Source organism: Verrucomicrobiaceae bacterium, from assembly GCA_016713035.1.
Taxonomy (GTDB): domain Bacteria; phylum Verrucomicrobiota; class Verrucomicrobiia; order Verrucomicrobiales; family Verrucomicrobiaceae; genus Prosthecobacter.
This window is the reverse complement of the sequence record JADJPW010000011.1, coordinates 99,520-122,366: the sequence shown is the minus strand read 5'-3', so window position 1 is coordinate 122,366 and position 22,847 is coordinate 99,520. Positions and strand designations below refer to the sequence as shown.

Annotated in this window: 18 protein-coding genes; 6 read left to right on the top strand and 12 right to left on the bottom strand. The window is 59.3% G+C overall.

The genetic code is table 11. From position 1 onward, the window contains the following. Nucleotides 1-40 precede the first annotated feature (40 nt). Complete coding sequence (locus IPK32_23825) at nucleotides 41-1,606, top strand: hypothetical protein (GenBank protein ID MBK8094914.1); 1,566 nt, start codon at nucleotides 41-43, stop codon at nucleotides 1,604-1,606. A gap of 10 nt (nucleotides 1,607-1,616) precedes the next feature. Here the strand turns inward: IPK32_23825 and IPK32_23820 are convergent, their stop codons facing one another. Both IPK32_23820 and IPK32_23815 read right to left on the bottom strand, forming a co-directional pair. Then, the gene (locus IPK32_23820) at nucleotides 1,617-2,753 is read right to left on the bottom strand and encodes a hypothetical protein (protein ID MBK8094913.1); all 1,137 of its coding nucleotides are present in this window, start codon (nucleotides 2,751-2,753) and stop codon (nucleotides 1,617-1,619) included. Nucleotides 2,754-3,155: 402 nt separating this feature from the next. Next, entirely contained in the window at nucleotides 3,156-3,692 is a 537-nt protein-coding gene (locus tag IPK32_23815; protein MBK8094912.1) for a hypothetical protein, read from the bottom strand. A gap of 402 nt (nucleotides 3,693-4,094) precedes the next feature. On the opposite strand from IPK32_23815, the gene IPK32_23810 reads away from it, so the two are divergent. After that, the gene (locus tag IPK32_23810) at nucleotides 4,095-4,646 is read left to right on the top strand and encodes an alpha/beta hydrolase fold domain-containing protein (protein MBK8094911.1); all 552 of its coding nucleotides are present in this window, start codon (nucleotides 4,095-4,097) and stop codon (nucleotides 4,644-4,646) included. Nucleotides 4,647-4,756: 110 nt separating this feature from the next. Here the strand turns inward: IPK32_23810 and IPK32_23805 are convergent, their stop codons facing one another. Further along, nucleotides 4,757-6,829 (bottom strand): hypothetical protein, encoded by a 2,073-nt coding sequence (locus IPK32_23805; protein ID MBK8094910.1) that lies wholly within the window; start codon nucleotides 6,827-6,829, stop codon nucleotides 4,757-4,759. Nucleotides 6,830-6,955: 126 nt separating this feature from the next. Between IPK32_23805 and IPK32_23800 the strand changes: the two genes are divergently transcribed. After that, a complete protein-coding gene (locus IPK32_23800) occupies nucleotides 6,956-9,526 on the top strand; it encodes an insulinase family protein (protein ID MBK8094909.1) in 2,571 nt (856 codons plus the stop codon). A gap of 49 nt (nucleotides 9,527-9,575) precedes the next feature. Beyond that, nucleotides 9,576-10,247: a response regulator transcription factor gene (locus IPK32_23795; protein ID MBK8094908.1), complete on the top strand. Its 672-nt coding sequence runs from the start codon at nucleotides 9,576-9,578 to the stop codon at nucleotides 10,245-10,247. 13 nt (nucleotides 10,248-10,260) lie between these two features. Here the strand turns inward: IPK32_23795 and fabF are convergent, their stop codons facing one another. Both fabF and queG read right to left on the bottom strand, forming a co-directional pair. Further along, nucleotides 10,261-11,508 (bottom strand): beta-ketoacyl-ACP synthase II, encoded by a 1,248-nt coding sequence (gene fabF / locus IPK32_23790; protein MBK8094907.1) that lies wholly within the window; start codon nucleotides 11,506-11,508, stop codon nucleotides 10,261-10,263. Between the two features lie 97 nt (nucleotides 11,509-11,605). After that, complete coding sequence (queG, locus tag IPK32_23785) at nucleotides 11,606-12,640, bottom strand: tRNA epoxyqueuosine(34) reductase QueG (protein ID MBK8094906.1); 1,035 nt, start codon at nucleotides 12,638-12,640, stop codon at nucleotides 11,606-11,608. A gap of 54 nt (nucleotides 12,641-12,694) precedes the next feature. Here queG and IPK32_23780 point away from each other — a divergent pair, with 54 nt between their 5' ends. Then, nucleotides 12,695-13,720: a GNAT family N-acetyltransferase gene (locus IPK32_23780; GenBank protein MBK8094905.1), complete on the top strand. Its 1,026-nt coding sequence runs from the start codon at nucleotides 12,695-12,697 to the stop codon at nucleotides 13,718-13,720. A gap of 31 nt (nucleotides 13,721-13,751) precedes the next feature. On the opposite strand, the gene IPK32_23775 is transcribed toward IPK32_23780, so the two are convergent. From IPK32_23775 to IPK32_23745, 7 genes are all read right to left on the bottom strand, one after another. After that, nucleotides 13,752-15,377 carry a peptide chain release factor 3 gene (locus tag IPK32_23775; GenBank protein MBK8094904.1) on the bottom strand — a complete coding sequence of 542 codons (1,626 nt, stop codon included), beginning with the start codon at nucleotides 15,375-15,377 and terminating at the stop codon, nucleotides 13,752-13,754. Between the two features lie 337 nt (nucleotides 15,378-15,714). Further along, nucleotides 15,715-16,167 carry a D-tyrosyl-tRNA(Tyr) deacylase gene (locus IPK32_23770; protein ID MBK8094903.1) on the bottom strand — a complete coding sequence of 151 codons (453 nt, stop codon included), beginning with the start codon at nucleotides 16,165-16,167 and terminating at the stop codon, nucleotides 15,715-15,717. A gap of 25 nt (nucleotides 16,168-16,192) precedes the next feature. Continuing rightward, complete coding sequence (locus tag IPK32_23765) at nucleotides 16,193-16,675, bottom strand: hypothetical protein (protein ID MBK8094902.1); 483 nt, start codon at nucleotides 16,673-16,675, stop codon at nucleotides 16,193-16,195. A gap of 337 nt (nucleotides 16,676-17,012) precedes the next feature. Next, on the bottom strand, nucleotides 17,013-17,873 hold the full coding sequence (locus IPK32_23760) for a hypothetical protein (GenBank protein MBK8094901.1): 861 nt from the start codon (nucleotides 17,871-17,873) through the stop codon (nucleotides 17,013-17,015). Between the two features lie 220 nt (nucleotides 17,874-18,093). Then, nucleotides 18,094-18,855: a hypothetical protein gene (locus tag IPK32_23755; GenBank protein ID MBK8094900.1), complete on the bottom strand. Its 762-nt coding sequence runs from the start codon at nucleotides 18,853-18,855 to the stop codon at nucleotides 18,094-18,096. Nucleotides 18,856-18,976: 121 nt separating this feature from the next. Beyond that, nucleotides 18,977-19,699, bottom strand: coding sequence for a HAMP domain-containing histidine kinase (locus IPK32_23750; GenBank protein MBK8094899.1), 723 nt, complete (start codon nucleotides 19,697-19,699; stop codon nucleotides 18,977-18,979). A 109-nt stretch (nucleotides 19,700-19,808) separates the two neighbouring features. Further along, the gene (locus IPK32_23745) at nucleotides 19,809-22,124 is read right to left on the bottom strand and encodes a carboxy terminal-processing peptidase (protein ID MBK8094898.1); all 2,316 of its coding nucleotides are present in this window, start codon (nucleotides 22,122-22,124) and stop codon (nucleotides 19,809-19,811) included. 104 nt (nucleotides 22,125-22,228) lie between these two features. Between IPK32_23745 and IPK32_23740 the strand changes: the two genes are divergently transcribed. Beyond that, nucleotides 22,229-22,846, top strand: coding sequence for an MBL fold metallo-hydrolase (locus IPK32_23740; GenBank protein MBK8094897.1), 618 nt, complete (start codon nucleotides 22,229-22,231; stop codon nucleotides 22,844-22,846). The last annotated feature ends 1 nt before the right edge of the window (nucleotide 22,847 follow it).

Here is a 22,847-nt window from a genome sequence, read left to right as displayed (position 1 = left end):
CCTTGAACACTCTCACTTTTCCCCGACAATCCGCCGCCCCATGAGCCGCCACCAACAGGACATCGACCTCCACGCCCTACCCACAGTGGCGGATCATGACGATGACGACCTCATCGACCGCGACGACCGCTGGCACGAGCACCAGCAGCAAAAGGAAGTCCAAAAAGCCGCCGCAGAAGCCGCCATCGCAGAACAACAGCCCATCCAGCCCGAGTCCTCCCACCCCGACGAACCCGAGCCTGAGCTTGAAATTGAACTCGAGGCCGCACCCGAGCCAGAATACGAAAATCCGCCCCAATCCCAAATCGAGCCCCAACTCGAAAAAATCCCCCAAATCCCCCAAACCGCCCCAGAGCCCGAAATCGACGAAAACCACGAAATCGTCATCCAAGCTCCCCCCAAGCTCCAAATTCAGCCCCCAGAGGTCAAATCCCCTCCCCCAAACCCCGAATCGCTCCCCGCAGACACTCACCCACTCGACGTCCCCAAACCACCCCCCGAGCCCGAACTCAGCGAAGAACAAAAAAAACACGTCTTCTGGCTCACCTGGAAAGAAAAAATCGGCGCCAACTCCCTCGCCGCCAGCATCATCATCCATTTCCTCCTCCTCGCCATCGGAGCCTTCATCACCGTCCGCCATGTGATGAACAAGCAAGTGGACTTCCTCCCCGGCGGCAACCCCGCCGGAGCCGCCGCCAGCAACGCCCTCGAACAACGCGTCAAACAAAAGCGCCAAACCTGGACCCGTAAACAACCCCCGCTCCGTCGCATCAGCGTCCAATCCATCGCCTCAGACATCCAGCTCCCTGAGATGCAGATGGACAACATCGACCTCTCCGACATGACCGACAAACTCGCCCTCGGCAACGTCGGAGCCATCACCGCAGGCCTCGGCGGCGGCGGACTCGGCGGTGCAGGCGGCGGCTTCGGAGCAGGCATCGGCCGCGGCGGTGCCTTCAACTTTCTCGGCCAGACCGCCTTCGGCAAACGCGTCGTCTTCGTCGTCGATGTCTCCGGCTCCATGGAAGCCGTCGGCGAAGGCGGCACCAGCCGCATCCAAGCACTCAAACGCGAGCTCGACAAAAGCCTCGCCAAAATTCCCGCCGGCACTTTTTACCAAATCCTCTGCTTCTCCGACTTCGCCTGGCCCCACAACATCGTCGATCCCTCCAAAGGCGACGCCTTCGAAAAATACCGTTGGCCCATCTCACCAGAAGACTGGAAAAGCGCCCGCATCCCCAGCTTCCCCTTCCTCCAAGCCACGCTTTTCAACATCAACGACAGCCGCAAAAACATCGCCCAAATGTCCACCAACGGCGGCACCAACTGGGGCTCCGGCATCCTCATGGCCCTCAAAGCCAATCCCCGCCCCGACATCATCTTCTTTATGACCGACGGCCAACGCGTCGATGAAATGGGCTGGATCGACATCATCACCCAGGAAAACCACCGCATGGGCAGCGGAGCCATCATACACACCAGCGTCATGATGGAAACCGATGCCGCTGCCGACATGGACCGCCTCGCCCGCTCCAACGGCGGCACCTTCAGCGTCGTCCTCAAAGACGGCACCGTCATGCGTGGCGACAAATACTTCAGCAAATAAGCCACCAGCCTCATTCACCCTGCAAATCCCGCAGCGCATGAACGTCGCCCTCCGCCTCGCGCATTCGCCGCGCCCCACTACGGCGAGTAGGGCCAAACAGACAGCGATTCTCGTTAAAAAACGCATTCACAAAGTCTTTCCCGCCAATCACCGCCCCCGCCGTGAAATGCCGCACCCTCGTGCGCACCAACTCACCCAGCGATAGCTTCCCCTTTTGCTCCAAAACTTCCTCGGCCTTTTCGCGCTTCACTCCACGCCGCGCCACCGCCTTCCCATCCCCCGTTTTCACCTCACGCCCAATCGAAAACAGCATCTGCCGATACCCCTCCCGCGCTCCACTCTTCACCCAGTCCGTCTCCGCCGCATCCCGCCCCGTCACACGACATATCCCCCGCTGGCACTCCTTATTACCTCCCAGCGCCTCAGCATACCCACACCACCGGTAATCCTTCGGATCACTCACCAGCCCACTCCTCACAGGGTTCAGATCAATATACGCCGCCATCGCCAATAGCGGGTTCCCTTTCCCCTCCACCAGCACACTCCGATAACGATCCATCCACAGCGTCCCCTTCCGCTTGTGCCGCTTGTTATACCAACGCGAAAACCGCTGCTTCACCTCCTTCACAAACACCGCCACATCACAAAACCGCCTTTTGAGCAGTCCCAACCGATGCTGGACCACCGCCTCCGAGCCCCGCTTCCGCAGTTCCGCAAACTCCTCCTGCAACTGCTCCACGAACACCTTGCTATACAGCACCCGCAGGTGCCGCATCAGCCGCTCCTCCCCCAGCGGCCCACCAAACTGCTCCTCCACCCACCTTTTCTGATCTGGCACCTCCACCAGCGCATGAAAGTGGTTCCCCATCACGCAATAGGTCAATAGCCGCACCCCACAAAACTCCGCCAGCCTCCAAAGCACCCTGCGCAGCGCCTCCTTCTCCACATCATCCCAAAACACCGCCCCACCGTAGGTGCGTGACATGATGTGGAAGCAATTCGTCTGCGCCTGAAACCCCTTCACTCGCCGCATCGACCTCCCCGCCTGGAGATAAGGCCCGGTCTTGGCATTCACCCCCACGAGTTGCTCTTCGAGCGGCAGCTCTCGGATCGAATCGACAGATAGGGGAGCGGAAGGGGTGGTCATGAGGTGGAGACGTTGGAAGTGGGCAATGCAGACTATAGTGCAAGGTTATCAGCGGCAATAACATATGCAACTTTTAACCTGGCTACTTATCAAATGGAGCATGGATGAGCTGCACGGGAGATGTTGCCGCAGGTCGAGAACCCAAGATTGATCCCACTAGCGGAAGTAGCTGGAGCCTCCGCGATTCGGGCTTGATGTGCTTCTACTCGTCAAGCGGCACGGGCGATCTCTCTGTTAAAGGCTTGGTGGAGGTCTGGGAGAAGGACTATCAGACCAGCCCGCCAAAAGAGCTTTGGAGACTGCGGTGGAAACTGGCGCAAACCTATCTTGAGAAGGTGGTCGAAGTGGAGGCAGAGCCTGATTGAGTCCGCCTCTGCGTGAATAGTTAGCCTGGCTACTTATTCAGGCCTCTCCACGTGCGCGATGCAGTTTCGCCACCAGTTCGGCGCGTCGCGCGCGATGCCGTTCCTGCGCCTGCTCGAGTTCCGCGCCCTTGGACATGTTCATCACCGCCGCTACCAGCGCGAAAATACCCATGCCGACTGGCACCAAGGCGAAAATGCCTGGGCCTGGCATTTGGGAGGCGAAAAAGCTCATTCCAAAGCACACGCAGGCAAAAAAGATCGCAAACGCGAGCCCGAACATCGAGCTGCTCGGCCGCTGCGGCCCGTTTTTGCCGTGAATCATGTAACCTGCTTCCGTCTGCGACCATTCGCGGTCCACACGCTCGATCTCATTTTGCAATTCGATCACCTCCAGGCTCTCCGCCATGCGTCCGGTGTTCTCCGCGATCTTCGCGACTTCCTCCGTGAAGATGGATGAGTCCGTGCGCTTCACCTCCAGATTGCTCTGGCAGAACTGGCAGGTGACGAAGCGCGTGCTTTCCGAGACAGACAGCGGCGCTCCGCAGTGGTTGCAGCGAACGGAGAGTGTTTCCATGCGTCGTAGGCTATCTTCGCCTCTTTGCAAATGCAACGCCCGCGTTTGAGGGCCTTCCACTTCCGAGTTAGTAATTAGTAGCCAGGTCTTGAACCTGGGCCGGGTTGGAAGGGAAATTATCGAGGTGAAAGTGAACCACGGATAGGACTGATACGACGGATTGAACAGATACGATGAATGAAAGCAAATGAGCCAACTGCTCGGCCACAATCCATTGCAGGGGCATTCCTGAGCGGTGCAGTGCATCGGTGGAATCCGTTTCATCCGTTCCATCCGTGGTTGCCTCTCCGATCCCGCGCAACCGCTAACAGGGAACATTTCGTTTACCCGATTATTTGCTGCTAGGCCATGTGACTCCTGATCACTTGCCAAGGCTGCCGGAACACGCGAAGCCACACACGCATGATCTCCCGCGTCTTCATTGTCCTTGCTGTTCTGTTGGTGCCCCTCTGCCTTGGGCATGCGCAGGCTCCCACGCACGCAAACGTGCCTTACGGGCCACATGAGAAACAGAAGCTGGATTTCTGGCAAGCGAAGTCGGATTGGGCAACGGCACCGCTCTTGTTCTTTGTACATGGCGGTGGGTGGATGACGGGGGATAAGGCAAATCCTGACTTTCTGGCGAAATGCCTCGAAAACGGCATCTCGGTGGTGTCCATCAACTACCGGCTCATCCAGGATGCGCAGGCGGCGAAGATCGATCCGCCAGTGAAGGCCTGTTTGGATGATTCGGCGCGGGCGTTGCAGTTCGTGCGGAGCCAGACGGACGTGTGGAAGATCGACAAGGAGCGCATCGGGGGCTGCGGCGGCTCAGCGGGCGGCTTCACAGTGCTGTGGCTGGCCTTTTCACCGGACATGGCGGACGCGAAGAGCACGGACGCGGTGGCGCGTGAATCGACACGGCTGCGCTGCGTGATGGCCTTTGTGCCGCAGACGACGCTAATAAGTAGCTAGGTTTAATGTATCATTTGTTATTGCTGGCTTACTCCGTGCCCCTTCGGGATCGGAGAGGTGATAAGTTCACCGAACTGATCCAAGATCACCCTTTCGCGATCCGCTAGCGTTTAGCGTAGCTTGGCGATGTCCTGTGCACTGAGGCTGCGTGGGAAAATGGCGATTTCATCAAGGCGGCCTTCCCAGGGGTCTTGGTGGTCACTGCGGCTGCCGAAGAATAAGGTGGGGATTTTCACGGCGGGGATGTCCGCTTCGAGCTCGAGTTTGCCGTTGAGGTAGATTTTGGAGTTTTTGCCTTCGCGTACGAGGACGACGTGCTGCCAGCTCCAGCGTGGGATTTCTGTTTTTCCCGCATGTTCTGCTCCATGGGCTCGAAACACGATTTTGCCGGTGTGGCCGCTTTTGCCGCCGATGCCGAGGTGCTCGCCAAATGCGCTCAGGCCGTGCGGATGATCGCGGGAGTAAAACCAGCCGCAAAAGTCGCGCCCGTCTGCTGGCATGCCATTCCATAGCCAGAGGGAGATGCTGTAGTTTTCACCCAAATCGGCCATTTGGGTGCTGAGGTGGCCATTCACGAAGTGCGGGGCACGATTGATCTCGCTGGAGCAGAATTTCGCGCTTTCGGGGCCATCGAGGTAATAGGCTACGCCGCCGACATAGGTGGCGTGGTGCTGGTTTTTGGTGGAATCGGCAGCGATGGGGCCATGGAATTCATTGAGCCGCCAGTAGGCAGATGGGCCGAGGTCGGCGGTGGTTTTCGTGACGGGGCCTGCGCTGAGATGCCAGGGCTTGCGGGGGGCTCCGCTGGCAGATTCGAGGCACTCGATGGCGGCTGCGGTGATTTTGGATTCGGCCATTACTTCTAGGCCCGCACTGCGAGCGGCCCAGGTGTTGTAGCCGCCCCAGGCGTGCATTTCTGGCGGTGGGATGTAGCCATCACCGCCATTGGCTAGCTCGATGACCATGGTGTGCGGGAGCGGGCTGGCGGCTTTGATCTTCAGCCCGGTGATGGCGTATGTTTCATTCGGTGTGGTGGCGATGCCGATGGGGCCGATGCGTAGTCCCTGCACAACGATCTCGGTCTGCTGCCGCTCGTGCAGGATGATCTGCTCGCGTGCATAGACCTCTGTGGGCGTCTTTAAAGGGCGGTCTCCCATCTCTGCGACGATGCGCTGCGCCCATTCGAGGCGCTGCTTGTCTGGTACGCGGTATTTCAGTGTCATGCGCCGCTCCATCATCGCGACATCCACATCGGCGCGGTATTCGATGCCAGCGTGGGCTTTGACGGCGATGTCGAGCAGGCCGCTGGTGAATTCGTCGATGGTGGGCTTCGGGCGCTGCGCCTCGGGCGCTTTGTAATCGACTCGGTAGATGTCTCCGCTGCATCCATGGGACATGATGCCGACCATTTTGCCTGTGGGATCGAGGCGCTGGGTGAGTCCATCTGAGAAGAGGCCAAAGTAGTCTGCGCTGATGTCTTTATCTCCGAAGTAGTGCATGGAAAAATTCGCCAACACAGCGAGCGGCTTGCCTTCTGCTGTTTGTATGGAGATGAGCGAGAGATCGGGGTCTTCCGGGCCGGACTCGCCGGTGACATCATCCCAGATACGGCCTGCGTGCATATTGGCACGGACGCTCATGTTGCCGAAGGGGTCCTCTGCGAGTCGATCTGGACGGCGTATCCACTGCCGTAGTGCGGTAAACTCAGCCGCATTTGCTTTGGCGAAGCCGATGCGTGCAGGTTTTAGCGCGGCCTGAGCAGCGGCGATGGCTTGGACGAGCTTCTCTTTTAGCAAAGGCACATAAGCTGGGTCTGCATCGGTGCCGAGGCAGCCCATGGAGGCGGGTGCGGTGTGGGAGTGAGTGGCGCTGATGAGCATGCGGTCTGCGGGGATGCCGGTCTGCGCGGCGGCCATTTTTTTGGCCTCATCGAGCACGTCACGACCCATCATGCAGCTATCCGCCACGACGATGGCGATCTGGGTCTTCCCATCTGTCACGACGATGGCACGGGCATTCACGCGGGTATTGATCTTGTCGAGGTAGCGGCTGAGCATGCCGCCATTGACCAGCACGGGTAGCTTTGTCGGTGTGATGTCGATCACGGCTGCTCCCGCCCGGAATTCTGCATGCAGCGTGGTGGCAGTGAGGAGGGCGATGAGGGTGAGAAGTCTGTGAGTCATGGCACAGATGGATACGCCGAGTGCCAGCGGGCTATTGCGAGGGGGGCGCGGCACCAGAGAAGAGGGCGCTGAGAGCAGGGAACCAGCCTTGCCCTCACGGCATCTCGTGCCATGTAGCAGGCCCTCATGCCCGCCGCCCGCTCTTCCAAAAAAATCTCCGCCGCTCCGAAACTCGCTGTGCCGTCATCGCAGGCGGCGGTGGTGACGCTGCCGAATGGGCTGGAGGTCATCGTGCGTGAAGATCAGGCGCATCCGTTGGTGAGTGTGCAGGTGTGGATCAAAGCCGGCAGCTTGCAGGAGCAGCAGCACACGGGTGCAGGGATCGCCCACTGCGTAGAGCACATGCTTTTTAAAGGAACGGAGAAACGCAGTGCGACAGAGATCAGCCAGGGCATCCAGCGGCTCGGCGGCTATGTGAATGCTTACACCACCTTCAATCGCACGGTGTACTGGATCGACGGACTCGCAGAGCATACGGATGGCTACTTGGACATCCTGGCAGACATGGTGCGGCACTCCAAGATCGACGCTGAGGAGCTGACGCGTGAGATGGATGTGATCCGCCGTGAGATGGCCATGGATCATGATGATGCGAGCAGCACACTGCAGCATTTGATCCTCTCCACCGCATTCCGCCAGCATCCGCTGCGGCATCCGATCATCGGCCACCGCGAGGTGTTTGATCAGATCACACGGGCGGATGTGGCGGGCTTCGTGCAGCAGCATTACGTGCCAAACAACAGCTTCATCGTCATCGCGGGTGCGGTAAAGACGGAGGCTGTGATCGAGGAGGTGACGCGGCACTTTGGCACCTGGAAGCGCCGCGCTTATGACCCTGCACTCTTACCCGATGAGCCGCGGCAGCAGAGTGGGCGCTTCGCTGCAAAAAACTTCGCCACGGACCTCACACGCATCGCGTTTGGCTGGCAGATCCCTGGGGAAAGCCATGCGAACAAGCCCGCGCTCGATGTGCTAGCCTTCCTGCTAGGCAGCGGACGTAGCTCACGGCTGTACCAAGAGCTGCGGGAGAAAAAAGCACTCGCACACTCGGTCTGGGCCGGTGCGTGGTGCGCGGCGGAGTGCGGCATTTTCATGACGGAGGCAGAGTGCAATCCGGGGGACCTCACGGCCGTGAAAAGTGGCATGCGCCGCGTCATCGCGGAGATGCAAAATAGCGGTCCAGGCAAAGCAGAGCTCGAAAAAGCCGTGCGGGCGACGCTGGGGCACCAAATCCGCACTCTGAGCACGGTGAAGGGGCAGGCCAGCTCGCTGGGCAATGGCTGGTTACTCAGTGGCGGGCTCGATTACCAGCGTGAGTATCTGGCCACCATCGCCAAGCTGACGCCACAGATGATCCGCGATGCCGCACGGCGCTATTTGCCTGCGGATGGCTTTACCACGGCCATCGTCGGACCAGACGTGGAGACAAATGGTGTGGCCAAAAAAGCGGACGATGTCAGTGCCCCAGTGATCCATGAGTTCACGCTCAAAAATGGTCTCAAACTCTTCGTCGGAGAAAATCCGCGGCTGCCGCTGGTGAGTCTGCGTGTGAATTTCCTCGCGGGCGTGCCTGCGGAGACGGACACGAATGCCGGGGTGACGCAGATCACCGCCCAGATGCTGCTCAAGGGCACGCGGAAGCGCAGCGCCGCACAGATCGCTGCGGAGCTGGAGAATCGCGGCGGGCAGCTCAGTTGCACGGCGGATGCGCATCGTTTCATCTTCGGCGCGGAAGTCATGCGTGGAGATGAGGTGGCCGCGCTGGGACTCATCACGGATCTGATTCAAAATCACACCATGCCGGTCGCTAGCCTAGCGGGTGTGAAGAAGCGCCAAATCGCCAGCATCCAGGAGGAGCAGGAGGACCCACTCACCGTGGCGCTGCGGAAGGCACGGCGTGAAATTTTTGCCGGGCAGCCTTTTCACCGCACCGCACTGGGGACGGAGAAAAGCGTCTCCGCACTGCAACTCGCGGATTGCCGCGCAGCGCTCAAAAATGCCCTCTTTGCCCAAAATGGCGTGGTGAGCGTGTTTGGCGATGTGAAGGCTGTAGTGGTGAAAAAGCAGATCGAGGCCGCTCTGGGCAAACTGCCACGCGGAGCTCGCCACGCGGCCCATAGCCGTGTTTTTGAGCCCAAATCGCCCCCTACGGCCTTCACCGAGCACTTGGAGAAGGAGCAGGCCGTCATCGTCGTGGGTTTTCGCACGGTCGGACTGGCGCATGAGGACATCCCCGCGCTGCAACTCATCGACGAAGCCTGCAGCGACATGGGTAGCCGCCTCTTCAACCGCATCCGCGAGGAGCTAGGCCTCGCTTATTATGTGGGCGCACAAAATTTCGCCGCGATGGGAGCGGGCGCTTTCTACTTCTACCTGGGCACCGATCCGGCGAAGGCGAAGCTGGCGGAAAAGGAGCTGATGGCCCAGATCGACGACCTCGCGAAGAACGGACTCACCACCGCAGAGATCGAGCGAGCCCGCACCGCATGGCGCAGCAACTGGCTACGCAGCCAGCAGGGCAATGGCGCGATGGCGGACATCCTCGCGTGGAATGAGATCAGCGGCCTGGGAGCGGGTTATTTCCAAAAACTGCCCGCTATCATGGCCTCCATCGACGCGGAGAAGCTGCGAAAGGTCGCCGCGAAGTACTTTGGCGCGAAGAAGGCCTTCATCGTGCGTGTGCTGCCAAAAGCGTGATGGCGCAGCCCTTGACCTGCTAGTGCACCCGCGCTTCTGATCGCCTGCCATGCGTATCCTGCTGCTCGAAGATCAATCGAAGCTCCTCTCCTTTGCCAAAAAGGGCCTGGAGGAGCAGGGCATCCAAGTGGATGCCGTGAGTGATGGCGATGAGGCATGGGAGATGGCCACCAGCGTGCCCTACGATGCGCTAGTGCTCGATATCATGGTCCCTGGCCGCGATGGCCTGAGTATCCTGCGTGGACTGCGTGAGAAACGGAGCAGCGTGCCGGTGATCCTGCTCACCGCACGCTCCACGCTGCCAGAGAAGATCGAGGGACTGAATTTGGGCGCGGATGATTACATGACGAAGCCCTTCTTTGTCGAGGAGCTGGCCGCACGCCTGCGCACGGTGGCGCGGCGCAAGGTGGGTGAGACGAGCCACATCCTCCGCGTGGAGGATCTCTCCATCGACCTACTGGAGCGCAAAGTCAGCCGTGCAGGCGAGCTCATCGAGCTGAGCACGCGTGAGTTCGAGCTGCTGGAGCACCTGATGCGCAGCCCAGGGCGGGTTTTTGGCCGCATGCAAATTTATGAGCACGTCTGGGGCTACAACATGGACCCAGAGACGAACTTAGTGGAGGTGTACATCCAGCGCCTGCGCAGCAAGATCGATAAAGACCACGATAAAAAGCTCATCCGCACCGTGCGCGGTGTGGGCTATGCGCTGGGTGGCGGATGAGGGATGGTGGGCTCTACTCGAACTTTTTGATCAGCAGCGCGGAGTTGTGGCCGCCGAAGCCGAAGCTGTTGCTGAGGGCGGCGGTGAGTTTCGCGGGGCGGGCGGTGTTGGCGCAGATGTCCACATCGACTTCGGGGTCGAGGTTTTCGACGTTGATGGTGGGCGGGACGACCTGATCACGCAGGGCCATGATGCAGGCGGCGAGCTCGATGCCGCCAGCGGCTCCGAGGAGATGCCCGGTCATGGATTTGGTGCCAGAGACGAGGAGGCCTTTTTGCGCATACTCGCCAAAGGTGCGCTTGATGGCGCGGAGCTCGCAGAGGTCACCGACGGGGGTGGAGGTGGCGTGGGCGTTGACGTAGCTGACTTCGTTGGCGTTGAGCTTGGCGTGGCGGAGGGCCATTTCCATGCATTTGGAGGCTCCGAGGCCTTCTGGATGCGGTGCGGTGAGGTGGTAGGCATCTGCGGTGACGCCGTATCCGGCGAGCTCGGCGTAGATGGTGGCTCCACGCTTCTTCGCGTGCTCGAGCTCCTCGATGACGACGACGCCGGCGCCTTCGCCCATGACGAAGCCGTCACGGCCGATGTCCCAGGGGCGGGAGGCACGCTCGGGCTCATCATTGCGCATGGAGAGGGCCTTCATGTTGCCGAAGCCGGAGAGGCCGCAGGGGCGGATGGAGGCCTCTGAGCCGCCGCAGATGATGGCGTCTGCATCGCCGAATTTGATGATGCGCCAGGCTTCGCCGATGTTGTTGTTCGAGGTGGCGCAGGCGGTGGTGATGCACATGTTCGGGCCCATGAAGCCGAATTCGGTCGCGATCATGCCAGTGGCGATGTTCGTGATCATCATGGGGATGAGGAAGGGGCTGACGCGGCCGGGGCCTTTGTTCAAAAGGATCTCGTACTGGGTCTCGATGGTGCTGAGGCCACCGATGCCGCTGCCGACCATGACGCCGATGCGGTGCGGGTCGAGTGCGTCTGGATTGAGCGCGGCGTCTTTGGCGGCCATTTTGGAGGCGGCCATGGCGAGCTGGAAGAAGCGGTCTGCACGGCGTGCTTCCTTGTGGTTGTTGAAGTAGGGCGTGGGATCGAAATCGACCACTTCACCGGCGATTTTGCAGTCGTACTTCTCCGTGTCCATGGACTGGATGCGACGGATGCCGCTTTTTCCTGCGACGAGATTTTTCCAGAAGTCATCCTTGTTGTTGCCGAGGGGGGAGACGACTCCGATCCCGGTGATGACGACGCGACGTTCGCTCATGAGTGTGTGCTGATTAGGGGTTGGATTTGGAGGGCGAGAGAACACGGTTTGCACACCGGGGCAAGGGAAATGACGATTCGGAGTGCGTGAGGGAGCCTCAGGCGGTGCGGGCGCGGATTTCTGCGGCGGCCCAGGTGGCGTGCTCGGCGATGAGGGGATGCGGATCGTGCGTGGCGGCATCTAGGGCGGGTAGATCGGCGCTGGTGCCGATGTTGCCGAGGGCGACGCAGACATTGCGCAGGAAAGCGGGGCGTTTGATGCGCTTGATGGGTGATTTGGCGAAAAGGGCGCGAAAGGCGTCGTCATCGAGCTGGAGAAAATCTCGCAAGGGCATGCGGAAGACGCTTTCACGGGCCTGGAAGGTCGCCTCGTGGGAGATTTGCGCGAAACGGTTCCACGGGCAGGCATCGAGGCAGTCGTCACAGCCATAGACGCGGCCACCGATGGCGCGGCGGAACTCTAGGGGGATGGGGCCTTTGTTTTCGATGGTGAGGTAGGAGATGCAGCGGCGGGCATCGAGCCGGCGCGGTGCCAGGATGGCCTGGGTGGGGCAGGCGTCGATGCAGCGGGTGCATTTTCCGCAGAGATCGCGTGCGGGCGGATCGGGCGGGAGATCGAGGGTGGTGAGGATGTCTGCGAGGAAGAACCAGGTGCCCATGCGGCGGTGGATCTGCATGGTGCTCTTGCCACCCCAGCCGAGCCCGGCCTCACTAGCGAAGTCACGCTCCAAAATGGGCCCTGTATCGACGTAGCGCCGCTGGGTGCCGCCGTGGGCGGTGAGGAAGTCTTCGAGCTGGCGGAGCTTTTTTTCGATGAGGTCGTGGTAATCGTCATTCCAGGCGTAGCGGGCGATTTTCCAGTCGTTCTGCGGCCCTGGGCCTTGGTAGTAGCTGAATGCGAGGACGATGATGCTCCTGGCCCCCTCCAGCACGAGGCGTGGATCACTGCGGCGCTCCACATTCCGCGCCATCCAGGCCATGTCGCCGTGCATGCCCTGGCTGATCCAGGACTCATAGAGGGCACGGTGGGCCGCAGGTGCGGCGACGGCCACGCGGCAGTCATCGAAGCCCAGTTCCCGCGCTTTGGCAGCGAGGGCGGTTTTCAGTTCAGCAGCGGTAGCAGCGGCAATCATTGCGCCATCCTTCTTTTGCATGTCTGTTTTCTCAATTCCTCTTTTCCTCTGCTGATGAATCTGCTGCCTTGCCCGTATCTCCCTGTACCCGCACGCGAGTACACGGCGGCAGACATCACGGCGCTGGGGGCGGAGCGTGGGGCGGCCTTTCACGCGACATGCCTGCTGTATGCGCAGAGCCTGTGGATGGCCGGTTTTCCAGCGAAAAGCCTGCTGCTGCTGAATCGAGCTCTCTCGGTGCCGCCAGAGGCTGCCTCGGCTCCGCCGCCGTACCGCGCCATCGCGTGGATGCTGGCGAATCGGCCCGTGGGCAGCTTCATCGGCAATCCGCGTCGGCATTGGCAGCATTACGCCACGCGGATGAATGAGCCGCAGCGTGAACTCCGCGTGTGGCGTGCGTGGGCCTGCTGGCAGCTCGCACGGCTGCTGCTGCCGGAGGCGGAATTCCCAGCGGATCATGTGCAAATCCGCGCGGAGGGCATCGTGGAGCCTGTGCGGAGCGAGATCGAGGCGCATCTGCCTGCGGCGGATCTGGCAGAATGGCTGCCGCTACTGCCCGCAGCACCTGCGCCGCCTGTCACCCGTATCCGCCGCATCCTGTGGGAGGAATTATCCATCATCCAGACGCTCGCCCATGAGATCTGGCATGCCTGCTACCCCGGCATCATCCCGGTGGCACAGATCGACTACATGCTGGGCCACTGGTATGATACCCGCGTCATGGCGGCAGAGATGGCCGAGCGCGGAGTGTGGTTCGCCCTCATGGAGGTGCAGGAGCATGGCGCGGTGGGCTATCTGAGCTTTGAGCGAGTGAGCGGTGAGCCCGTGCTCTTCATCAATAAGCTCTATCTGCGGCCCACGATGCATGGACGCGGTCTAGGGGCTGCGGCGCTAGATTGGGCTGCGCAACGTGCGGTGGAGCAAGGCTGCACGCAGGTGCGGCTGCGGGTGAATAAACACAATGCCACAGCGATCCGTGCGTATCTGCGTGCGGGCTTCTCCTTCGCTGGGGATGTCGTCACGGACATCGGCGGCGGTTTTGTGATGGATGATTACGTGATGGAAAAACGCATCGCATGACGATGCATCCAGCGAAGTCGCTGCACTCGGCTCATGCAGCAGCAGCGGCGGCGGCGGCTTTGTCCACCTCGTCCCACGGGATCTCGGAGAGCTCTGCGTTGGGATTGCGGCGCTCGAAGTAGTTGATGGCCCATTGGTCGCTGAAGAAGACGACCCAGCGATTTTCGGCGTCCTGGGCGGTGGTGACGCCACCAGGGATGTCGAAGTCCTCGATGCTGCCGCCATCCTTCGTGCGCACCCAGCGCAGGACGGTGTAGGGAGCTTGTTCGAGGCGGCTAGTGGCGTTGTACTCGCTCTCCAGGCGGTATTGCACGACTTCGAACTGCAAGGGGCCGACGGCACCGAGGAGTGGCACGCGTTGGCCCGCGTGTGGCTGGATGAATTGCTGCACGACACCTTCGCTGAGGAGCTGCTCCAGGCCTTCGCGGAAGCGCTTGAAGTGGGCGGTGCTGGGGTTGTGCAGGAAAGCGAAGACTTCCGGGGCGAAGCGCGGGATTTCGTCGTATTTGAGCTTCGGATCGGTGGAAAGCGTGTCGCCGATGCCGAAGCCGTAATTGCCGACGATGCCGACGACGTCACCGGCGTAGGATTCGTTCACGGTCTCGCGGTCCTGGGCGAAAAGCTTCTGCGAATTGGCGAGGCGCACGGTTTTGCCAGTGCGAGTGTGTGTGACCTGCATGTCACGCTCGAACTTGCCGCTGACGATGCGGATGAAGCTCATGCGGTCGCGGTGACGCGGGTCCATGTTTGCCTGGATTTTAAAAACGAAGCCGGAGAAGGCCTCCTGAGTCGGCTCGATGATACGGCCATCGGCGGACATGCGCGGCGCAGGCGGTGGAGCGAGATCGAGGAAGCCATCGAGGAGCAATTGCACGCCGAAGTTGTTGCTCGCACTGCCGAAGAAGACGGGCGTGAGCTCTCCACGGTCGATCTTTTTGCGATCGTAGGCATGGCCGGCACCTTCGAGCATTTCGATCTCCATTTTGGCCTGCTCCAGCGCATCGCTGGCGATGTGTTTGGCCACGAAGTCGTCATCCAAGCCGCCGACTTTCTCTGGAGCGCGGTAGGCACCATGTGCGGTGCGTTCAAAGAGATGCACGTCATGCTTGATGCGGTCATAGACGCCACGGAACTGCTGGCCGAGTCCGAGGGGCCAATTGATGGCGCAGGCACCGATGCCGAGGACAGTCTCTAGCTCATCGAGCAACGTCAAAGGCTCGCGGGCGGGCCGGTCGAGCTTGTTCATGAAGGTGAAGATGGGCACGCCACGGCGGCGGCAGACTTCGAAGAGCTTGCGTGTTTGCGCCTCGATCCCTTTACCGGCATCGATCACCATGATGGCGGCATCCACGGCGGTGAGCACGCGGTAGGTGTCCTCGGAGAAGTCTTTGTGACCCGGCGTGTCGAGTAGGTTCACAATGCTATCTTTATACTCGAACTGGAGCACGGTGGAGCTGACGGAAATGCCGCGCTGCTTTTCCAGCTCCATCCAGTCGGAAGTGGTGGCACGCTGGTTTTTGCGAGCGGTCACGCTGCCAGCGAGTGCGACGGCACCGCCATAGAGGAGGAGCTTTTCGGTGAGCGTCGTTTTACCGGCGTCCGGGTGCGAAATGATCGCGAAGGAGCGGCGGCGGGCGATTTGGGCTTCGTTGGGCATGAGAGGGGGCGGCTGTCATGCCGCAGACGGGCAGGCAGGTCAAGATGTGGTCCATGCCACGGCCTGCCAGGGCAGGGCTTGCGCACCAAAATGATGCAATTGTACAGATAGAAATGAGGACAGGATTAACAAGATTTTCAGGATTATGCAGGATTAACGGCTTGTAACTTGATAGCGGCTTAACATCAGCAAGGGCAGAGCTTTGAAATCGCCGTGACCAGACCGAGTTTCCCAGGATAAATCCTGCATAATCCTGTAATCTTGTTAATCCTGTCACCTGTTTGATTTGTTCCAGGTTCATTTCGTCATTTCATGCGTAAGCACTGCTGCCAGGGGCTCACTCCCGCGCCTGCGAGTCGATGCAGATCGTCACGGGGCCATCATTGATGAGGGCGACTTTCATATCCGCTCCGAAAATGCCACGAGCGACAGGGCGACCGAGCTCGGCCTCCAGCAGCGAGAGGAAGCGCTCGTAGAGCGGTATGGCCTGCTCGGGCCTCGCCGCACGGATGAAACTGGGGCGATTGCCCTTTTTCGTACTGGCATGCAGGGTGAACTGACTGATCACCAGGATGCCACCACCGGTGTCTTTGACGCTGAGGTTCATTTTCCCATCTGCATCGCCGAAGATGCGCATCTGCGTGACTTTCTGCACCAGCCAAGTGGCATCTTCCTCGGTATCCACGGCCTCAATACCACAGAGAATGAGCAATCCAGAGCCGATCTGGCCCGTAATGGCTCCGTCGATGGTGACAGAGGCTTCGGACACGCGTTGGATGACGAGACGCATGATCAAAGGCGGCGGGTGAGGGCCATCAGCCTGGACGGCGGTCGATGGTCGATTTCACACGGTCGAGCGTCATGGTGACAAAACCGCCCACACCAGCCTCCTCGGCCTCTGCGGTGCCAGTGACATGCAGACGGCGGATGTAGTGCTTATCGAGGAACTCGACGACACGCTCCGATGCACCCAGCACAGCACGGTGGACATGCAGCACGGGTTTTTTCTGCTTCTTGGAGTAGGAAACGGCCTTTTGGGCAGGCCCGGTAGCCTTTGGCCCCAGGGTAAAGACCACGGTGGCATCGGAGTCACGCACGTTCGACTCCACGCTCTCCAGCGGGGCCTCTGTGGCGGTTTCTTTGAGCCGATATTTCGGGTCCAGTGGCTCATCGCTCGCGAGCATCCCCGCTGGGCACCAGCCGCCGTGTGGCATTTCATTTGCGAGAGCCCAATCGAGTGCGGCACGATCCGCGCCGATCCGGGAACTGGTGATGATGGAGATTTTAAAGGGCATGATTAGGGTGGTCGAAGAACCCGCAAAGCGGCAGCCAAGGCGGCAGGCGGCCTCACATCGCAGTTGGAGGCATACTTATGGAGAAGAAAAGCAAATCCAGCGATTCTTCTACGTCTCCTCATAAAGTAACCAAGCCCTCCGAGCTCGAAAAAGCACCCATAGTGCCCTCGAAGACACTGCGGCACCTTTTCAAGGGTGGTGATTTTCCGCGTAAATGGCTTTTAGCAGACCTCCATTCGAGTTTGGCCACTATTTTTATGCGTGGCTGAAACTGGGCAGTGGCCAAAAAAAAGCTCCGCAGTTTTGCGGAGCTTTCTATGAAGGAAACGAGATACGGGCCTCACGGTGGGGGAGGCGGCGGGGGTGGCGGAGGACCTCCTGCGCCGGATGTCGGCCTTGTATTGCTGAGGGCTGCTCCGTGAGTGCCAGTGAACACCGAATTGATGTTGGCTGGGTCATCATTACGATGGCGGTGGATGAGTGAGCCACTGCCACCGAGGTAGAAGCGCAAGCCACCCATGATGTACTTGTGATCATTATAACCGAGGCCGCCTTCGACAAAGACGGCCATGCCCTTGATGGGTGTGAGATACTCTAAACGAGCGAGGTAGAAATTCCGCTCGAAACGATTTTGGTATTCCGCCGTCAGGGCGAGGTTTTCTGTGAGATAAGCCGTGGCGAACAACCGAACAGCTACAAAATCTATCTGGGTCGCTAGGTTTGGGATCAAGCCTGGAATGACATGTAAGTCAGCGTGATTGTAACCGACAAAGGCACCTAGCGTCAGTCGGCGAAGGTAGAGCTCACCTTCGAATCCGACGAGCACATCTGTAAAGTCGGTGCTGTGCTGGAAGCCGGTAGCCAGACCGAAAAGGCCTTTCGCTGGATTGCGGGTGAAGAAGTGCCCCCCAGCTCCATAGATGTCCGCTTCAAATGCTCGAAGATAGCTCGCGTCGATCTGTGCGCCATAGTGTTGGCCCATAGGTAGCGAGAAGCTAGCAGCTCCACCACGCAGATAGTTGCTATTGATCGCTCCATAGATGCCTTCGATCTTGCCATTTGGACCAGATACAGCGGGATCAACAATGGAGGCGTTTGCAGAGTTCGCGATGCTAGCGACAGGCCCTCCCGCGAAAGCCTGTGTGCAAAACGCTATTCCAGCGAGGAGGAGTGGGAGTGGGCTCGTGTATTGCATAGGCATGTGGTTGTGGTTTTGTGAGTTTAGTTTGTTTTGAGGTACAAACACAATGCCTATTTTTAGTGATCTTATGTTCATCGACTTATAAGTCGGATATAAAAATAGTCTGGCTTACCGTAGCACTTCACTCGAACCCGCAGAACCAAGTGATGCTACATTGCGGTGAACATGAACCATGTGGGCAAAGTATGGCGCTGATGGGGGAAGCCATCCCTACGCCAGCTCAACGCCCGAAGCGGCCGGTGACACGTCCGCGCACTCCGACTCCGAGCTGTACACCGCCTCCCAGGCCTACCTGGCCCTGGACGCCGTAAGAGATGCCATAACCTGGGCGTGCATAGCCGAGCGCGGGCCATACAGGTGGGTAAAAGGCATGTCCACCACTGGGGGGCACATAGTAGCCGCTGGAGCCATAGACGAGTGGATTGATGCCGATGTTATCCCAGCCGTGGCGGTGCTTTACGACATCCTTTCCATCGACGACGGGGCCGTGGATGGGCGGCAACTCTGGGATGAAGACATTCGGGTATGCGGTGACTGCGGTGAGGTTCCCGACGGGCCAAGCCGCTCCCTGGGCCTGCATCTGCGCCTGGGCACGCTGCTGTGCCTCGGCAAAGAGACGCATGTTTTCGCGGTGCTCATTCATGAAGGCCTCGAACTCGGCCGCTTCAGCTTCTTTGCTGGCTTTTTCTTCGGCGATGCGGCGTTTCTCTGCGGCGGCTTTGCGTGCATCGGCGAGCTTGCGGGTGTACTCAGCGGCTTTGCGCGGACTATATCCGTATTTGCTGCGCATGGAGGACGGCAGATCGGTGAAGAGGATTTTCGCTGCTCCACTATTATGCGTAAAGGAGATGCCGTCTGGATGCACACGGACGACTTTGCAGCCAAGGTACTTTTTGCCGCGCAGTGTGCTGATGGTCTCTGCCTGTGTGGTGGCAGTGAGTGTGGTGAAAACGAGAGCGAGGAGTAAAAGCAGGTGTTTCATACGATCTGGCCTCCATTTGGACATGCTCGCGCATGTTCCGTTCGGCATGCTGCGTCGTCCAGCGCAGTGTTTGCGCATAATTATGGATGGAAAGTCAGAAAGGCCTGACGATCTGGCTTCTTCAAGCAGTCGGGCAACTGAGCCAGAAGGTCGTGGTGTTGTTTTCAGAGGCGACTCCGAGCTGCATACCCATTTGGTGGGCTAGCATGGCAGCGATGGTGAGCCCGAGCCCGAGGTGGTGGCTGGGTTTGGAGCCGTGAAAGGGGCGGAAGATGTCCTGCATCTTTTCCGGCGGGATAGTGGAGCCAGTATTGCTCACGAGGATGTCCACGCGGCGTTGCTCCGCAGGTGTGATGGTGCCTGGGCCACAGATTTTCAGGGCACAGCGTCCTCCGCCTTTTTGGGCGGCTTCAGCGGCATTTTTGAGGAGCTCTAGGAGGAGTTCTTTGAATTTGCTGGGGTCCACCACGACGGGCGGTAAGCCGGGCTGCACATCGGCCTCCAGAACGACGCCGTTTTTCTGGGAGGGGTCCATGAGTGAGGTCTCCACTGCTCCCAGGTAGTCATTCAGCGAGAGGGATTGCGGGCTGAGCTTGGCACAGCCGCCAGCAGCGCGGATGCGCTCACTGAGTCCTCCGACACCGGTGGATGCCTCTTTGATATGCTGCATGTTTTCCATCACACTGGGATCGAGATCATCGGCCATGAGGATGAGGCTGCTGAATCCCTGAATGACGGCGAGCAAGTTATTGAGCTTGTGAGTGAGGCCACGCAGGAGCTCCTGGTGAAAGCCTTCGCTGTGTTCGTTACCGAGATTCAGATGAGTGGGGAAATAGAACTGCATAGAGCAAAAAAAGGGCGCGGATGAGGGAAGCGCAGGAACCTAGCAACTCTGCCCTCTAGGTGGCAAACGTTTTCGCCGCTGGAGGTGGAGCTTCAGAGAAGGATCTAGCTTACTGGGCCTGTGGCTTGGTGGGGGCGGGGTCTGTTGGCTTGACGGCGGTGGTCAGCTTTTGCTCGTGCTGGATGAGGTCACGTAGGACCTGAACGGTTTCAAATTTCACGGGCTCGACACCATAGGGGAATTTGGAGCCGTCAGAGGCGGTCTCTTCTTCTTCATCTTCCTTTTTAGCGGTTCGCATGCCGGTATTCTGCTCCTTGGTGAAGGTGGATTCGAGGACGAGCTCTGGGCTATCCACGTTATCGAGCGTGAGGCGATAGATTTTGAATCCTTGGTCTTTAAGGCGGTCTGCGACTTCCTTGGTGCGCTTGGAGCGGTCTTCGGTGATTTTTTCGCGACGTGCTTCTGTTTCGAGGCGTTCCTTTTCACGCTCGGCGAGGTTGAGAGTGACCGTATTTTTATCGAGGCGTTCTTTGAGGCGCTTGGCGTCCTCTTGGATGATCTGGAATTCGGCATTGGCCGTGACGCGGGCTTGAGAGGCCGTGCGGAGCGAGTCAATAGGCAGGGCGTCTTTGCGCACGGCTTTGAAGGGGCGGGACTCGATGTTGTCGTAGGGCAGTGGGTTTTTCGCTGCGTCTTCACCGATATCGAGGACATCATAGCGATTGGGCAGCGTGATGTCTGGGATGACGCCTTTGAGCTGAGTGGAGCCACCCGCGATGCGGTAGAATTTCTGGATGGTTACTTTGAGCGAGCCTGCGCGGTCTTTTTTGCTGAAAAAGGGCATGTAACGAGCCACATCGAGGATGGTCTGCACGGTGCCTTTACCAAAGGTCGAGCTGTCTCCGATGACCACGGCCCGGCGGTAATCCTGGAGCGCGGCAGCGAGAATCTCAGAGGCGGAGGCAGAGGCTTTATTGGTGAGGACGATCATCGGGCCGTCATAGACGGGTTTATCACCTTCACTGTCTTTCCAGGTGATGCTGCCGCGCCAGTCCTTTGCTTGGACGACGGGGCCCTGCGGCACAAAGAGGCCGGTGAGCTTCACTGCTTCATCGAGGGAGCCACCGCCATTGTCACGGAGGTCAAAGACGAGGCCCTGGATGCCTTCCTTCATGAGGCGGCGCAGGAGCCGCTCCACATCGGTGCTGGCGCTGATTTCGCCACGCTCCATATCGCCGTAGAAGTTGGAAAGATTGATCCAGCCGAGCTTGAATTGCGGCCCGAACTCGGGCGGCGTGACCAGCATTTCTGCGTTGGCGAGTTTTTCCTTCAGAGGCACTTCCTCACGCACGATGGTGATGATTTTCGGGGCACCCGTGGGGTCTGCTGCGGTGATGACTTTCAGGCGCACGGTGCTGCCGATGTCGCCACGGATCATGTTGACGATTTTTTGCAGCTTGAGGTACTTCACATCGACGAATTCGGCTTCGCCCTGGGCGACGGCGATGATGCGGTCGTTGAGCTTCAGAGAGCCTTCTTTATCGGCTGGGCCACCGACGACGATGCCCTGGATCTCTGCGGCGTCGTCTTTGGTTTGGAGCAGGGCTCCGATGCCCACCAGCTTGTGCGTCATGTGCTGATTGAAGCTATCACGCTCATCGGTGCTCATGTACTCGGTGTGCGGATCATAGGCGGTGGCCAGGGAGGAGAGGAAAAAGTTCACCGTGTCCTCGTTGTCGTTTTCGTTGGTGACTTCGAGCAGGCGGTCATAGTCTTTGGCCACGCGTTCGGCGGGGGGGAGATCATCGTCGCTTTTCTCCTTTTTAGCCTCCTCGGCCACTTTGGGCTCGGGTTTGCCTTCAGCTTTGGCTTTAGCGGCTTTTTTAGCTTTCTCGCGTGCTTTGGCATCATCGGAGATGCGCTCCTGGAGGAGGTTTTCCTCGATGATGTCGAGCCAGAGCTTGTCGGCTTCTTGCTTGTTCTTGGGCCAAGGTGCTTTGTCACGCTTCAGCTCGACGACACGCCCGGAGTCAAAGGTGAACTTCTGTTCCTTGAGTGCTTTTTTGGCGAAATCGACGCGTTCTTTCACGCGCTGCTTGAAGACCTCGTAAATTTCGAGCGCGGGGCTGATGTTGCGCATCAGGAGGTGGTCATCCAGCGTGGTGTCATACTTCTCGCGGAAGCCATCCACGTCCTCCTGGGTGAAAAAGGTGTGTCGGAAGTCGATGAGGTCGAGAAAGTTCGCCAGCATGTCCTTGGACATGGCATCATCGAAGTCGCGATGGGAGTAGTGGTGGTTTTGGAGCATGTAGGCCACATGCATGGCCACCTGGCCGAAATTCGGATCTTCAGCCCGCGAGTAGGAGGAGAAAGAGAGGGCCGCCGCTGCTGCGAGGGCGAGAAAAGACGAGGGTTTGGCAATCATGGGCTTCCTTAAAGAGGGTATAACGTGCCGCGTGGGGGTTTTAGCGCGGGAATTGTGCCGTTTCCGCCTTGAATTGTCCACCGGTTTCCAGCAATTCGAGACCCATGACAAACATCCAGATCTACACAGGTGGCATCGCTGAGACGAATTCCCATCTTTTTACTTTGCCCGGTGGAACGCTGCTCGTCGATGCGCCAGAAGGAGTGGCCGAGTGGCTCCGAGAGCGCAAAATCCATGTGGATGTGCTGTTTCTCACCCATCAGCACTTTGATCATGTGATGGACGTGGCAGCCCTCAAAGCAGCGCATGGCTGCCGTGTGGTGGCCTGGGAGCCCTTTTCGCCCCAGTTGACGCTAGAGGGGCTTTTCAATGCCTTCATGGGCACCCAGATCAACGTACCTGCCTATGAGGTGGATGAGATTTTGAGCTCAAAGTCGCTTGTGACGGCCTGTGGAGTCGATTGGAGGCTATACCATGTGCCAGGGCATTCACTAGATAGCGTCTGTTTCCACTGGGAGGCGGAAAAGCTCCTCTTCGGTGGCGATGTGTTGTTCGCGGGCAGTGTGGGCCGCACAGATCTACCTGGTGGATCGACCAGCAGGCTCATCCGTGGCATCCAGGAAAAGCTACTGCCGCTAGCGGATGATACCCGCGTTTTCCCCGGCCATGGAGGCGATACCACCATCGGTGCAGAGCGAGTGAGCAATCCCTATCTGGTGTGAT